The organism is Mycobacterium sp., assembly GCF_049281135.1.
In the GTDB taxonomy this organism is placed as follows: Bacteria; Actinomycetota; Actinomycetes; order Mycobacteriales; family Mycobacteriaceae; genus Mycobacterium.
In genome coordinates, this window is sequence record NZ_JBAPRN010000024.1 from 1 (window position 1) to 13,283 (window position 13,283).

The following is a 13,283-nucleotide window of genomic DNA, read 5'->3' on the forward strand; positions in this document are numbered from 1 at the left end:
GTCCAGCGGCTGGGTGGTGAACTTGATGTGGTCCTGGACGTATTCCGACGGCTTGCGCTTGATGTCCAGCCAGGATTTGCGGGCTTCGTAGATCGCGTCCATCCGCCACATCAGCGGCAGGATCCAGGTGAACGCGTGCTCGACGAAGACGATGTGCAGCCCCGGGAAACGGTCGAAGACACCGTCGAAGATCAGGCTCATCACCTGGTTGGCGGCCAGCAGCGAGTAGGTGACCATGAAGTCGTGGTTGTAGCTGGGGTATCCCACCGGCGGGGCCGGCAGCTCGTCGAACTGGCTGCGGGACAGGTGGCAGCTCACGGGCATGTCGTGTTTGCTGGCCGCGGCCCAGATCGGGTCGTACTTCGGGTTACCCCAAGGGGGCCGCGGCTCGGCCTTGATCAGAATCTGCGCCATGTAGGAGTGCCCGGCCCACTTCTCGATCTCGCGAGCCGACTCTTCCGGCTCCTCGATCGCGGCGCAGATCGATCCGCGCCACCGCTGGTGCCAGTTGTTGTGGCTGTCGAGCCAGTGGTGAGCCTGCCAATCGTTCAGGGCGGCCGCCATCGCGTGCTGCGCCTCGGGGATCCGCGCCGGATAGGCGCCGGGTTCCAGAATGCCGATGTCGGAACCGGCTTCCATGATCAGCTGGCGGAACGCCATGTCCGGGTCGCTGCCGGGGAACTCGCCGTCCGGCGGGAATGCATCCGTGCGCATCGCGTAGGCGTGCGCGTAGTCGGGGGCGTCGTAGTAGATCTGGTCGCCCACGGTGCGACTCAGGAAGTACTTGCTGCGCCACGGTTCGGGGATGTACTGGATGAGCTCGCCCCGCCGGGGCACCGGGTGGACATCCGAGTCGACGCACCGCACGGCGATGCGCTCGGCGGCCGGAACGCGCTCTTGTGAATGGGTCAGCGTCATCTCGATCTCCTTGCTCTCCTTCTACTGTGCGCCTGAGCCGACGGCGATGTCTATGCCATAGAGCTCGGCGGCATTGCGCCAGCACAGCTTCTCCCGTTGCGCGGTAGATAGTGCCTTTGGCAGCTTGTTGATGTCGCCGCACTGCCAGTGCGGGTAGCTCGAGCCGAACATCACCATGTCTTCCTTGCCGGTGAAGCCGAACCACTCGCCGGCGAACTCGGTGTCGCCGGGGCCGTCGAGGCTGCCCTGGACGAAAAACACATGGCCGGGCAGGTAGTCGCTCGGGATCCGGGGCGCCCACGGCGTCTGCTCGAGGTGCGGCCGGCCAAAGGTATCCATCCGCCACATGAACGGGGTGATGAAATCCGCGGCGCCGTCACCCCAGACGAACTTCAGGCCGGGGAAGCGTTCGAACACGCCCTCGGCGATCATGTTCATCTGGTGGTAGATGTAGTTCAGCGCCATGAAGCTGACGTAGTGCTCGTAGACCCGGGTATTGCCGTTCGGGGTCGGCGGATTGGCGATACCCGAGCCGACCTCGATGTGCGCGGCCACCGGAAGCCCCGCGTCAGCCGCCGCTTCCCACAGCGGCCAGAACTGAGGCTTGCCGTAGACCTCACGCGACTGCAGCGGGACACCGATCTGGACCACCCTGGGGTGCGAGCGCCATTTCTCTATTTCTTTGCACGCGCCCGCGATGTCGTCGGGGTTCACCCGGATGGTGCCGCGGAACTGGTCGCCGAATTGGCTGTGCTCCAACCACTTCGACACCATCATCTCGTTGTGAGCCGCATGCAGTGCGGTGCCCAGATGGCGGTCCGGCATGATGCCGCGCGCCATTGGGTGCAGCACCGCGATATCGACACCGCGCTTCGAAAACAGTTCGTTGCCAACGAATTCCGGGTCCGAACCCGGGTACTGCCGGTTCGGCCCCTCGGTCTTGGGTGCGTACTCGCCGCCCGGGGCGCCGTACCAATCCATCTCGTAGTCGGGGAAGCCGCGACTCTTGAACGGCTCGTGCAACGTCGAGCGCAGTTCTTTGTTGGACGAGAAGAAGATGTGCACGCTGGCATCGATCATCGGCGTGCGCGTTCCGTCCGGGTGCTCGATCACCTAAACCACCCTTCGTGAATCGGCCGACTGCGTGGAAGCTGTTCAGCAGTCTGTAGCCAAACTAACATCCCCGTTCACCGCTAATCAACAGGTTTCCCGTAAGCATTTCGATTATTAATCGCACCTGATAGTGGCCACAATCGGACCTCGTGCGAGTAGTGCTGTTCTTCGTCAGCGATAATATCATTCTCACTGTTCGGAGGTGCCGACGGTGACGCCGGCGGCCCGCTCGATCGGTTTGATCACGGACGTGAAATCGGAGTCGGCCCCCTCGTCGTCGAGGGTGGCTTCCCAGAGTCCGGCGACGGCTTCGGCGATCTCGACCGGCACACCGAGCGCTTTCGCCTCATCGAGGTACAACCGGACGTCTTTGACCATCAGCCCGGTGGCGAACCCGTAGTCGAATGTGCGGGGGAGGATCGCCCGCGGGAACTTGTCGCGGCTGGCAGTCGTCGCGCCCGAGCCCGCGTTGAGCACGTCGATCATCACCCGCGGGTCAAGGCCCGATTTAGCGCCCATCACAACGACTTCCGATGTTGCGACCAACACGGTCGCCGCCAGGATGTTGTTGACGAGCTTCATCGTCTGCGCCGAACCAGGCTGCTCGCCCACATGCATCGATCGACCAAGCGTTTCCAGCACCGGCTGGAGTGCGTCGAATTCGCGGCGTGGTGCGGACACCATCATCGCGAGTGTCCCGTTTTCGGCTCCGCCGACACCGCCGCTGACCGGGCTGTCGATCGCGACGATATTGCGCTCGGCGAGGACGTCGTGGATCTGCACCGCGGTGGCGCTTCCGATCGTCGACAGGTCGACGTAGCGGCGCACCCGGCCGCCCTCGACCACGCCGGCGGCACCGGTCGCCACCTCGATCGCAGCCTGCGGGGAGGGCAGGCTCGCCATGACGGTTTCGGCCACGTCGGCGACCTCTTTCGGCGATGATGCCGGCCGGGCCCCGAGCGCGACAAGTCCGTCCAAGGCGTCGGTGCGGGTGTCGAAAGCGATGACGTCGTACCCCGCGTCGATCAGGCGTCGCGCCATCGGAAAACCCATGTGGCCCAGACCGATAAACCCAATATCCACCATCGCCGCCTACCTCTCGCCGACTTTCGCCCGGCCCCGGAGCGTTCTCGGTGAGATTGTCACTGTGCTATTAAGAGAATACTATTCTCACAGCACGTTAACTGATCTAAGGAGTGGGCCGGGATGCTGCTGGAATTCGACGCTGATCAGCGGCTCTGGCAGGAAACCGTGCGCGATGCCGTGGGCAAGCAGTGCCCGCCGGCGTTGGTCCGAGGTGTCGCCGAAGACGGCGTCGACCCGACCCCGGTCTGGAGGTCCTACGTAGAGCACGGCTGGACCGAGATGAGCGAGGCCGAGACCGCCGTCGAACTGGCCATCGTGCTCGAAGAGCTGGGACGCGCCACTGATCCCACCCCGTTTCTGGCGACCATGACCCAGTTTGCACCCCTGGCCGCCGACCGGTTCGACCCGCAGGCATCCGGCACCGCCGTCTACAGCGGGATCACCGTGCATCGCGACGGCGACGAGTGGGTGCTGGACGGCACCGCGCGGCACGTATTGGACGGCGACCGCGCCGAGTGGTTGGCGGTGGTGACCGATGCCGCTGTGTTCATCGTCAACGCCGACGACGCGGGCGGCCGGCTTTCCAGGCGACGCAGCGCCGTGCTCGACCCCGTCCTGCACGTCGCCGACCTGACATTCAGCGGACTGCGGCTGCCCGATACCGCCCGTGTCAAGGTCGACACCGAACGGGCACAGCATGTTGCCCTGATGGGCATGGCGATGACGATGGTCGGTGCGTGCCAACGGATTCTGGACCTGGTCCTCGACCACGTGCGCAGTCGCCACCAGTTCGGGGTGCCGATCGGATCCTTCCAGGCGGTCCAGCACAAAGCGGCCGACATGCACGTCGCGGTGGAGCGGGCGCGGGCGCTGGCTTACTACGCGGCGCTGACGATAGCCGCGGACGATCCACGGCGGCGGCTGGCCGCAGTGATGGCGAAAGCGTCTGCGGGCGAATGCCAGTCGCTGGTGTTTCGCCACGGCCTGCAGCTGTTCGGCGCGATGGGCTTCACCTGGGAGAACGACCTCCAATTCGCGTTGAAGCGGGCCAAGGCCGGCGAGCTCATGCTCGGCGGAACCGCCGAGCACCGGGCGAGGGTTACCGAGGAGTACCGTGCAGCTCACCTTTGATCCAGACGTCGAGGCATTTCGCGCGGAGTTCGTCGCGTTCCTGGATGAGCACGTACCCGCTGCAGCGGCCGAGGCGCTGGAGCGGCCGAAGTCGGTGTCGCACATGCCAGATTGGGCCCGTCGCTGGCAGCGCCTACTGTTCGACAACGGCTGGCTGCTGCCCACGCAACCGCCGGAGTTCGGTGGCCGCAATGCCACGGTCTTGCAGCAGTACGTGTACCTGGAAGAGCTGTGTAAGCGCCGGATCTATCACAGCTTCAACCCGCAGGGCGTCAACATCATTGCGGCATCATTGATTTCGTTCGGCAGCGACGAACAGAAGCAGCGCTGGGCGGTGCCCATTCTGCGGGCCGAGATCACCGCATCGCTGGGGATGAGTGAGCCCAGTGCCGGTTCGGATCTGGCCTCGTTGCGGACCAAGGCGGTGCGCGACGGCGATCACTTCGTGGTCAACGGCCAGAAGGTGTGGACGTCGGGCGCCCACGACGCCGACGTGCTGTTGACGTTCGTCCGCACCGACCCGGATGCGGCTAAGCACAAGGGAATCAGCGCACTGGTGATCCCGACCGCTACTCCCGGTGTGACGCGGCGGCCGTTCGCGGATATCTGCGGCCAAGACAACTTGGACTTCAACGAGGTGTTCTTCGAGGACGTGACGGTGCCTGCCCAGAATCTGGTGGGACCGCTCAACCAGGGCTGGCGGGTGGCCAACGGCTCACTGGGACATGAGCGCACGATGATGTGGCTCGGTTTCGCCGACCGGCTCGACAACGTGATCTCCGACTTTCACCCGGTGAACGCTCTCGAGCGTGACCACCACGCCACCGCGATCATGGACCGCGAGGCGCTCCGCCTGCTCGGATCGGTAGCGCTGGCCCGGGCCGCCCGCGGCGAAGAAGACGTTCCCGCGCTATCGGTGCTCAAGCTGCTGGGCTCGGAGGCCGAGCGGCAAGCCTGTGAAAACGCCTTGTCCGCAGCGGGATCCGACGGCCTGCTGCACCCGGCATTGACTGGGCGGTACGAGCCGATGAACCTCGACCACTACTACGGCAGCTGGTTCGAGCGCTACGCCCGCAGCTTCTCGGGGACCATCGCCGGCGGCACCTCGGAAATCCAACGGAACATCATTGCCCAGCGAGTGCTTGGACTGCCTGCGCGCTGACGTCACTCCCGGAAGAGGGTGAACGGCCAGCTGCTGGTGCCGCCCGGTGCGCCAGCACAGCCCGCGTTGTACGTGGAGTCCACCGAACCGGTCAGCGTCACCGCGTCCCAGTTGTAGACGTCGTGCGAGGGCAGGAAGTAGACCGTGCAGCGCACACCGTCGGGCACGTCGATGACCATCGTGTAACGATTATCGGCCCCGAGGTGTGCAACGGCGTACCACGGCTGCGCTTGACCGTTGGGTCTGGGCTGGGCCTGGTTCTGGAGGCAGTCGTTGCGGTTATCTGGTGGGCATGGCCGGAGTGCCCACAGCCACGAGTGGCCCGGGTCTCGTGGTGACTGCAATTGGTAGTTTCCGTACGGCATATGGGCGTGGGCCACCGGAGCCAGGGTCACCGTCGCTGCCATCAACGCAACACCGAGCGTCAACGACTTCACGTCATGCTCCTCCCGTTCGTCGGCTGAATATAAGCCGCCCGGCGGCGGCCATGCTTGGGATTGCCCAGTTACGTGCCGCCGGTTCGCATGTTCAGTCGATGACCGCGGCTTCCTTGCGTTCGGTGATCGGCAGGGCCAGTTGCTGCTCGTCGCAGATCCGCTGGAGCTTCTCCAGGGTTTCGTCGAGACCCGCTCCGAGCCGGCTGCCTGGCGTGAATGTGGCCGGCAGGTTTCGCATGCCCTGGATGACGCCGATGGTCTCGTAGTGCACGGTGCCTTCGGGGTCGCACACGTAGTCCGGCATCCGGTCGAGCACCGCGGTGAGCATCGACTTGAACACTGTCCGCGCCACGTTGGAGCCGACGCAGCGATGGACGCCAAGTCCAAAGCTGAAGTGCCGGTTGCCTTTACGATCCATGATGATCTTGTTCGGGTCGTGGAAGACAGACGGATCGCGGTTGGCCATCGCCCAGGAAATCCACAGCCGCTCGCCCTCTTTGAACTGCGTCCCTTCGAGTTCCACATCGTCGGAGAAGGTGCGTCCATCACCCGGCGCCGGGGTGTAGTAGCGCAAGAACTCTTCGGTGGCGGAGTCGAGCAGGGTGTCCCGCTCCCGGCTGAGTCGTTCGCGCTCATCGGGATGCTGTGACAGCCACTCCAGCGAGTGGGCGGTCAATGCGGTGGTGGTGTCGAAGCCGCCGCCGATCACCAGACCGAGATTGCCCATGACCTCGAGGTCGGGCGCGGGTTCGCCATCGATCCGCAACTGGATGAGCGCGTTGACGATGCCCGGCCGTGGATTCTCCTTGATCTCGATCATGTTGTTCAGCAGATCGAGTCCCATCTGCCGGTGCATGGCGTTGACGCGCTCAAGGTCTGGGGAGTGTTCGGGTGTGTACAACGCGGCATGCGTGGGCTCGCTGTACATCGACCATTTCTTCAGCGGGATGCCCAGCATCGCCAGCGTCAGCACCGCCGGCACGACGTTGGCTAGATCATTGACGAAATCGATGCGGCCCTGTTCGATCTTCTCGTCGAGGCAGGCGCGAGTCACCTCGTCGACGAACGGGACCCAGCGCTTGACCGCGGCCGGCGATAGGAAAGGGTTGAGCACCGTGCGATAGACGCGGTGCTCGGGTTCATCCATCTCCAGAATGCCGCCGCGTACACCGCTCGCGCGCTTGGCCGTGGGGATCGAAATGCCTTTGTAGCCTTGGCGTTCACCGTTGATGTCGTGGTCGTTGGAGACAACCGGGCAACGGGCCAGCTCGAACACCGCCCGGCTGCCGCCGGCGACCCAGTGACCCTCGTAGGTGTCGCTCCAGGCGACCGGGCACTTGGTGTGCATCTCCTCGGTGATCTTCTCGAACTGGGTTCGGTACTCCGGCGTGTGCCGGTCGAAGTGATAGCGGTTCTTCTTGCGATCGCTATCACTGACGACGTCGTCGATGCTCATGAGGTCTCCGTGATCAGAATGGCCTGCTCCGGGCAGGAATGCGCGGCTTCCCGGACGGCGTCTTCTTGGTCAGCCGCAACGTCTTCCGAGACGGCCGACGCGTGGCCTTCGATGTCATCGAGCTCAAAGGACTCCGGCGCGATCATCGAGCACAGTGTGTGCCCCTGGCAGCGATCTGGATCAACGCGAACTTTCACAACATTCCCTTTATGTGTTTCGACCACCATTGACGCCGAGGATCTGGCCGGTGATGTAGCCGGCTTCCTCGGATACCAGAAAGGCGCAGGCCGCCGCAATGTCTTCGGGCTTGCCCATCCGGCGTACCGGCGTTGCCGCGATGGTCTTTTCGATGTCGCCGAGATTCCCGCGTTCCTCCGCGCTGCGCAGCATCGGGGTGTCGATGAAGCCGGGCGGTACCGCGTTCACGGTGATGCCGTTCGGCCCGTACTCCAGTGCCAGCGACTTGGTCAGCCCGTTGACTGCGGATTTGGCCGCGACATAGTGCGACATGAAAGGAGCGCCGGAGTGGGTGCTGGACGAGGAGATGTTGACGATGCGGCCCCACTCGGCCTCGAGCATGTCGGGCAGCACGGCCTGGATCATATGGAAGACCCCGTTGAGGTTGACGTCGATCAGCCGTTGCCAATCCGCGAACTCGATGTGGGTGAAGCGCTTGAAACCGTCCAGCCCGGCGGCGTTGACCAGCACGGTGACGGGGCCGGCTTGCTCGTGGATACCGGACAGCGCGGCGTCGATCTGCGCGCGGTCGGTGACATCGGCGGCGAACGCCAAGTCCGTCTCGGACGGTTTGAGGTCGATGGTCGCGACCCGGAAGCCGTCTTTGCGGAGCCGCTCCGCGACGGCCAATCCGATTCCGGAGCCGCCGCCGGTGACAACAGCCGTTCTCACGTGGTCACCCGGCCAGGGACCGTGTCAAGCACAAAGAATCTCCCTTCCGAATATGAGAACCCTACTCTCAGGCTGTGGCCGGGTGCAAGAAGGCTCAGAAACCGCAATTAGCCTGCAACGATGCTGTAAATAGCGAACGCCTGAATCGACTACGAGTATGGCAGTCTCGTTTCTCCCGTTTCGTTGAATTCTCGTTGTCGGAATGTAAGATTCGCCCGGGATGAGAATGGAATTATCCATGTCTTGAGGAGACCGAATGCCAGTGCAGGACTCGGCCGCCGTCGCAGTGCCCGTCCCGGGGGTGGCCTGATGAGGCCGCTGGAGGGTATCCGTGTCCTCGAAGTCGCGATGTACGGGTTCGTCCCGTCGGCGGGTGCGGTGCTTGCTGAGTGGGGCGCCGACGTGATCAAGGTCGAGCACGCGGTGACCGGTGACCCGCAGCGCGGCCTGCGGCAGACCGGCATGTTACGGGTCGAGGGCGACCCCAACCCGAACATCGAGCACGCCAACCGGTGCAAGCGCAGTGTCGGCCTGGACATGTCGGTGCCCGAAGGCAAAGAGGTGCTCTACGAGCTGGCTCGTCGGTCGGATGTGTTCTTGACCAGCTTCCTGCCCGGACACCGCAAGAAGTTCGGCATTGACGTCGACGACATCCGCGCGGTCAACCCCGCGATCATTTACGCCCGCGGCAGCGCCCTGGGTCCGCGCGGCGCGGAGTCGGAGAAAGGCGGCTACGACATGACCGCGTTCTGGTGTCGGGCCGGCACGGCCGCCACCATCACCCCGCCCGGCACTGAAGGTATGGTCGGCCCGCCCGGGCCTGCCTACGGCGACACCATCTCCGGCACCAACCTGGCCGGCGGTATCGCGGCGGCGCTGCTCAAACGCGAACGCACCGGCGAACCATCGGTCGTCGACGTCTCCCTGCTGGGCAGCGGGCTGTGGTCGATGGGACACACTGTCGCGTTGACCGTCCACCTGAACCAACGGATGGAGGCCTTTCCACCTGGGGTGCACGGCTCTCCGATCAATCCACTGGTCGGTCTCTATGCGACATCGGACAGTCGCTACATCTCGTTCGTGATGATGCAGGCCAGCAAGTTCTGGGCCGACGTCTGCCAACACATCGACCAGCCCGAACTGGCCGACGACCCCCGGTTCGACACCGACGAGAAGATCGCGGCCAACACCGCGGAGGCCGTGCAGATACTGAGCAAGGCCATCGCCACCCGCAGTCTCGCGGAATGGAGCGAACGCTTCGCCACCCTCGCCGGACCCTGGGCGCCGGTGCAGGACACGTTGCAGGCGGCCGCCGATGCTCAAATCCGGGCCAATGAATATGTAGTCCAGGCAGGCGAACTCGAACTGGTCGCCAACCCGGTGCAGTTCGATGTGGCCGCTCCGGTATCGGGACCCGCGCCGGGTTTCGCCGAACAGACCGACGAGATCTTGATGGAACTCGGGCTCGACTGGGACCGCATCATCGAGCTCAAAACTATCGGTGCCGTCACTTAATTCGGAGGTCCCTCAGTTGCCAATTTTCACTCCCGCCGCACGCGGTATGGGTCATAATCGCCGGACGCTTCCAGATGTGGGAGTTGCCCGTCCCGTCCTGCCCGGGAACGCCAACTCACGCGAACGAGATGGAGAAACCAGCGTGAGAACGGTAGGGATCCATGGCGACTAAAGGGGCGGAGCGCTGGTCCACCGGGATCAGCTTGCCGAACGGTCTCTTCGGCGCGATGCAGGCTGTTGGTGGGCTTTTCGCAATGAGCGCCGACGCGATCAAGTTCGCGTTCCGCAGACCGTTTCAGGCGCGCGAGTTTCTGGAGCAAGCCTGGTTCGTCGCGCGCGTTGCCTTGGCTCCTACCTTCTTGGTGGCCATTCCGTTCACCGTCTTGATCAGCTTCATCCTCAACATTCTGTTGCGCGAATTGGGCGCCGCGGACCTCAGTGGTGCCGGTGCGGCGTTCGGTGCAGTCACCCAGGTCGGCCCGCTTGTGACGGTGTTGATCGTGGCCGGTGCCGGCGCGACGGCGATGTGTGCGGACCTCGGCTCACGAACCATCCGTGAAGAGATCGACGCGATGGAGGTGCTGGGCATCAACCCGGTCCAGCGCCTGGTGACGCCCCGAATGCTTGCCGCCGGGTTGGTCGCGCTCTTGCTCAACAGCCTGGTCGTCATCATCGGAATCGTCGGCGGCTACGTGTTCTCGGTTTTCGTCCAGGACGTCAACCCCGGCGCATTCGCCGCGGGCATAACCCTGTTGACCGGGGTCCCCGAGGTGATCATCTCCTGCGTCAAGGCGGCGCTGTTCGGCATCATTGCCGGCCTGGTGGCGTGCTACCGGGGGCTGACGGTATCCGGCGGCGCCAAGGCGGTGGGCAACGCGGTCAACGAGACCGTGGTGTACGCGTTCATGGCGCTATTCGTTGTCAACGTGGTCGTTACGGCGATCGGCATCCGATTCACGACGAAGTGATGGCGGGGGAGATGCCGTGACCTTAGTGAGGACGCTAAGAGCCACCTATCCGCGCACGTTTAGGGCGGTCGGTTCCTGGCGCAGGCCGATCGGCACTCTCGCCTCGATCGGTGACCACACCGTGTTCTATGGTAAAGCGCTGGCCGGCATACCCTTCGCGGTCACCCGCTACCGGCGAGAGATCATTCGTCTGGTCGCCGAAATCAGCATGGGCGCAGGGACATTGGCGATGATCGGCGGAACAGTCGTCATTGTCGGCTTCCTGACGCTGGCCGCCGGTGGCACGCTCGCGGTGCAGGGCTACAGCTCGCTGGGCAATATCGGCATCGAAGCACTCACCGGATTCTTGGCGGCCTTCATCAATGTCCGTATCGCGGCACCGGTCGTCGCCGGAATCGGATTGGCCGCCACCTTCGGCGCCGGCGTGACTGCGCAGTTGGGTGCCATGCGGATCAGCGAGGAAATCGACGCCTTGGAGTCGATGGCGATCCGGCCCATCTCGTACCTCGTCAGCACCCGGATCATCGCGGGCATGCTCGCCATCACCCCCCTGTACAGCATTGCCGTCATACTGTCTTTCCTGGCAAGCCAATTCACCACCGTTGTGTTGTTCGGCCAGTCGGGTGGCCTGTACAACCACTACTTCGATACCTTCCTGAACCCGATCGACTTGTTGTGGTCGTTCCTGCAGGCGGTGCTGATGGCCCTCGCCGTCCTGCTCTTGCATACGTATTACGGGTTTTTCGCGTCAGGCGGGCCCGAGGGAGTCGGCGTCGCGACCGGCAACGCGGTACGTACCTCCCTCATCGTCGTGGTATCGGTAACGCTGCTGGTTTCGCTGTCGATCTACGGCTCAAACGGAAACTTCAACCTCTCCGGATAGGGAACACACTCCATGCCCCACAACGGGATACGCGCACTTACGGGACTGGTGTCCATCGCGGTTATCGCCGCGATCGTTGCCGTCGCCGTGGGCTTATTCCAGGGCAGCTTCAGCGATACCATTCCGGTGACCGTGATGTCTCCACGGGCCGGCCTGGTGATGAATCCCGACGCCAAAGTGAAGATGCACGGTGTGCAGGTGGGCAAGGTTGCCTCAATCGAGTCGCGACCTGACGGTCAAGCGGTCTTGCGCTTGGCGATGTATCCCTCCGAGATGCACCTGATTCCGGCCAATGTGCTCGTCGATCTCACATCGCCAACGGTGTTCGGCGCCAAGTTCGTCGAGCTGGTACCGCCCGCGGAACCGTCAGCGCAGTCCCTGCATGCCGGTCAGGTACTCGACAGCGAACATGTCACGGTCGAGGTCAACACGGTGTTCAAGCACCTGACGTCGGTGCTGGGCACGCTCGACCCCGCAAAGCTCAACGAGACCCTCGGTGCTGTATCGCAGGCACTCAGCGGGCGGGGCGAAAAGATCGGTCAGGCGTTCAGCGACCTCGACTCGTTCTTGGCAAAGTTCGATCCGTCCCTTCCCGCGTTGAGTCACGACATCGCAATGTCGGCGCCGGTTTTCAGGGCCTACGGCGATGCGTCGGCGGATCTGGTGAAGACCCTTGATAACTCGGTGAAGATCAGTAAGTCGATCGTCGACGAGCAACGCAACCTTGACGCATTCTTGATCAGCGCGATCGGTTTGGCCGACGTCGGCAATGACGTCCTGGGCGCCAACCGGAAGGGGTTGACGACCGTCTTCCACCTACTGGCGCCGACCACCGACCTACTCAACGAATACGCCCCGGCGCTGACGTGCACCTTCACCGGCGACGCGGTTATCGCGAAGGGGCCGGTATTGCCCGAACCGAGCATCGCGATCTCGGCCAGTCTCACGTTCGGTGCCGAGCGCTATCGGTACCCGGCCAACCTGCCCAAGGTCGCCGCGACGGGCGGCCCCCACTGCATGGACCTGCCCAACCATCCCTTCAACACCACGGCCAAGGTTCTCATCGCAGATACCGGCTCCAACCCGGTGGTGTACGGGAACCCGCAACTGCTGCTCAACTTCGACGGCCTCAAACAGCTGTTGTATGGGCCGATTGACGGGCCACCGCGCAATCCTGCTCAGGTTGGACAACAGGGATGAGGGGCTCACTGGGACCGACGCTGGTCAAGTTCGGTGTTTTTGCCGTCGTGATGTCGCTGCTGACCTTGTTTTTGTTCTTCACCTTCGGCCAGTACCGCACCGGTGCGGTCACCGGTTATTCGGCGATCTTCAACGACGCCTCACGTCTGAAGGCCGGAGATTCGGTGCGGGTCGCCGGCGTCCGGGTGGGCACCGTCAATGGTGTTGCCCTGCAACCGGACAAGAAAGTCGTAGTGAAATTCGACGCGGACCGCTCGGTCGCGCTCACCGAGGGCACCAAGGCGGCGGTTCGCTACCTCAACCTGGTCGGTGACCGCTACCTCGAGCTGGTCGACGGGCCGGGTTCGACCAGGCGGCTGCCCGCCGGGGGCCAGATCAACGTCAGTCACACCGCGCCGGCCCTTGACCTCGATCTGCTGCTCGGCGGACTGAAACCCCTCATCCACGGCCTGAATCCGCGGGACGTGAACGCACTTTCGTCGGCGCTGCTGGAAGTGTTCCAGGG

The 13,283-nt window shown here is 63.9% G+C and carries 14 protein-coding genes; 7 read left to right on the plus strand and 7 right to left on the minus strand.

From position 1 onward, the window contains the following. The 3 genes from WAN02_RS00935 to WAN02_RS00945 form a co-directional block, all read right to left on the minus strand. Window positions 1-918, minus strand: a 918-nt coding sequence (locus WAN02_RS00935) for an amidohydrolase family protein (protein WP_422261950.1), incomplete at its 3' end; no start/stop codon positions are given. 21 nt (window positions 919-939) lie between these two features. After that, window positions 940-2,031, minus strand: a complete 1,092-nt coding sequence (locus WAN02_RS00940; RefSeq protein WP_422261952.1) for an amidohydrolase family protein — start codon at window positions 2,029-2,031, stop codon at window positions 940-942. 189 nt (window positions 2,032-2,220) lie between these two features. After that, window positions 2,221-3,114 carry an NAD(P)-dependent oxidoreductase gene (locus WAN02_RS00945; RefSeq protein ID WP_422261973.1) on the minus strand — a complete coding sequence of 298 codons (894 nt, stop codon included), beginning with the start codon at window positions 3,112-3,114 and terminating at the stop codon, window positions 2,221-2,223. A gap of 123 nt (window positions 3,115-3,237) precedes the next feature. Between WAN02_RS00945 and WAN02_RS00950 the strand changes: the two genes are divergently transcribed. Beyond that, complete coding sequence (locus WAN02_RS00950) at window positions 3,238-4,248, plus strand: acyl-CoA dehydrogenase family protein (protein WP_422261954.1); 1,011 nt, start codon at window positions 3,238-3,240, stop codon at window positions 4,246-4,248. Next, on the plus strand, window positions 4,232-5,410 hold the full coding sequence (locus WAN02_RS00955) for an acyl-CoA dehydrogenase family protein (RefSeq protein WP_422261956.1): 1,179 nt from the start codon (window positions 4,232-4,234) through the stop codon (window positions 5,408-5,410). Before WAN02_RS00950 ends, WAN02_RS00955 begins: the two co-directional genes overlap by 17 nt. 2 nt (window positions 5,411-5,412) lie before the next feature. Here the strand turns inward: WAN02_RS00955 and WAN02_RS00960 are convergent, their stop codons facing one another. The 4 genes from WAN02_RS00960 to WAN02_RS00975 all read right to left on the minus strand — a co-directional run bounded on the left by WAN02_RS00960 (window position 5,413) and on the right by WAN02_RS00975 (window position 8,212). After that, a complete protein-coding gene (locus WAN02_RS00960) occupies window positions 5,413-5,817 on the minus strand; it encodes a hypothetical protein (protein ID WP_422261975.1) in 405 nt (134 codons plus the stop codon). A gap of 121 nt (window positions 5,818-5,938) precedes the next feature. Then, the gene (locus tag WAN02_RS00965; protein ID WP_422261959.1) at window positions 5,939-7,303 is read right to left on the minus strand and encodes a cytochrome P450; all 1,365 of its coding nucleotides are present in this window, start codon (window positions 7,301-7,303) and stop codon (window positions 5,939-5,941) included. Beyond that, on the minus strand, window positions 7,300-7,500 hold the full coding sequence (locus WAN02_RS00970; RefSeq protein ID WP_422261961.1) for a ferredoxin: 201 nt from the start codon (window positions 7,498-7,500) through the stop codon (window positions 7,300-7,302). The genes WAN02_RS00965 and WAN02_RS00970 overlap by 4 nt, the downstream gene beginning before the upstream one ends. A 10-nt stretch (window positions 7,501-7,510) precedes the next feature. After that, complete coding sequence (locus WAN02_RS00975) at window positions 7,511-8,212, minus strand: SDR family NAD(P)-dependent oxidoreductase (RefSeq protein WP_422261963.1); 702 nt, start codon at window positions 8,210-8,212, stop codon at window positions 7,511-7,513. A 309-nt stretch (window positions 8,213-8,521) separates the two neighbouring features. Between WAN02_RS00975 and WAN02_RS00980 the strand changes: the two genes are divergently transcribed. The 5 genes from WAN02_RS00980 to WAN02_RS01000 all read left to right on the plus strand — a co-directional run. Then, window positions 8,522-9,727, plus strand: a complete 1,206-nt coding sequence (locus WAN02_RS00980) for a CaiB/BaiF CoA transferase family protein (RefSeq protein WP_422261965.1) — start codon at window positions 8,522-8,524, stop codon at window positions 9,725-9,727. 161 nt (window positions 9,728-9,888) lie between these two features. Continuing rightward, on the plus strand, window positions 9,889-10,695 hold the full coding sequence (locus tag WAN02_RS00985; protein WP_422261967.1) for an MlaE family ABC transporter permease: 807 nt from the start codon (window positions 9,889-9,891) through the stop codon (window positions 10,693-10,695). 25 nt (window positions 10,696-10,720) lie between these two features. Then, window positions 10,721-11,578: an MlaE family ABC transporter permease gene (locus tag WAN02_RS00990; protein ID WP_422261977.1), complete on the plus strand. Its 858-nt coding sequence runs from the start codon at window positions 10,721-10,723 to the stop codon at window positions 11,576-11,578. A gap of 12 nt (window positions 11,579-11,590) precedes the next feature. Next, a complete protein-coding gene (locus WAN02_RS00995; protein ID WP_422261969.1) occupies window positions 11,591-12,778 on the plus strand; it encodes an MCE family protein in 1,188 nt (395 codons plus the stop codon). After that, the coding region (locus tag WAN02_RS01000) for an MlaD family protein (protein ID WP_422261971.1) at window positions 12,775-13,283 on the plus strand (509 nt) is incomplete at its 3' end. The genes WAN02_RS00995 and WAN02_RS01000, both read left to right, overlap by 4 nt.

What these genes read in the sequence shown, in the direction of transcription:
- WAN02_RS00950 (WP_422261954.1), top strand. Translation starts at nt 3,238, where the DNA reads ATGCTGCTGGAATTCGACGCTGATCAGCGGCTCTGGCAGGAAACCGTG.
- WAN02_RS00960 (WP_422261975.1), bottom strand. Translation starts at nt 5,817, where the DNA reads ATGGCAGCGACGGTGACCCTGGCTCCGGTGGCCCACGCCCATATGCCG.
- WAN02_RS00965 (WP_422261959.1), bottom strand. Translation starts at nt 7,303, where the DNA reads ATGAGCATCGACGACGTCGTCAGTGATAGCGATCGCAAGAAGAACCGC.
- WAN02_RS00980 (WP_422261965.1), top strand. Translation starts at nt 8,522, where the DNA reads ATGAGGCCGCTGGAGGGTATCCGTGTCCTCGAAGTCGCGATGTACGGG.
- WAN02_RS00985 (WP_422261967.1), top strand. Translation starts at nt 9,889, where the DNA reads ATGGCGACTAAAGGGGCGGAGCGCTGGTCCACCGGGATCAGCTTGCCG.
- WAN02_RS00995 (WP_422261969.1), top strand. Translation starts at nt 11,591, where the DNA reads ATGCCCCACAACGGGATACGCGCACTTACGGGACTGGTGTCCATCGCG.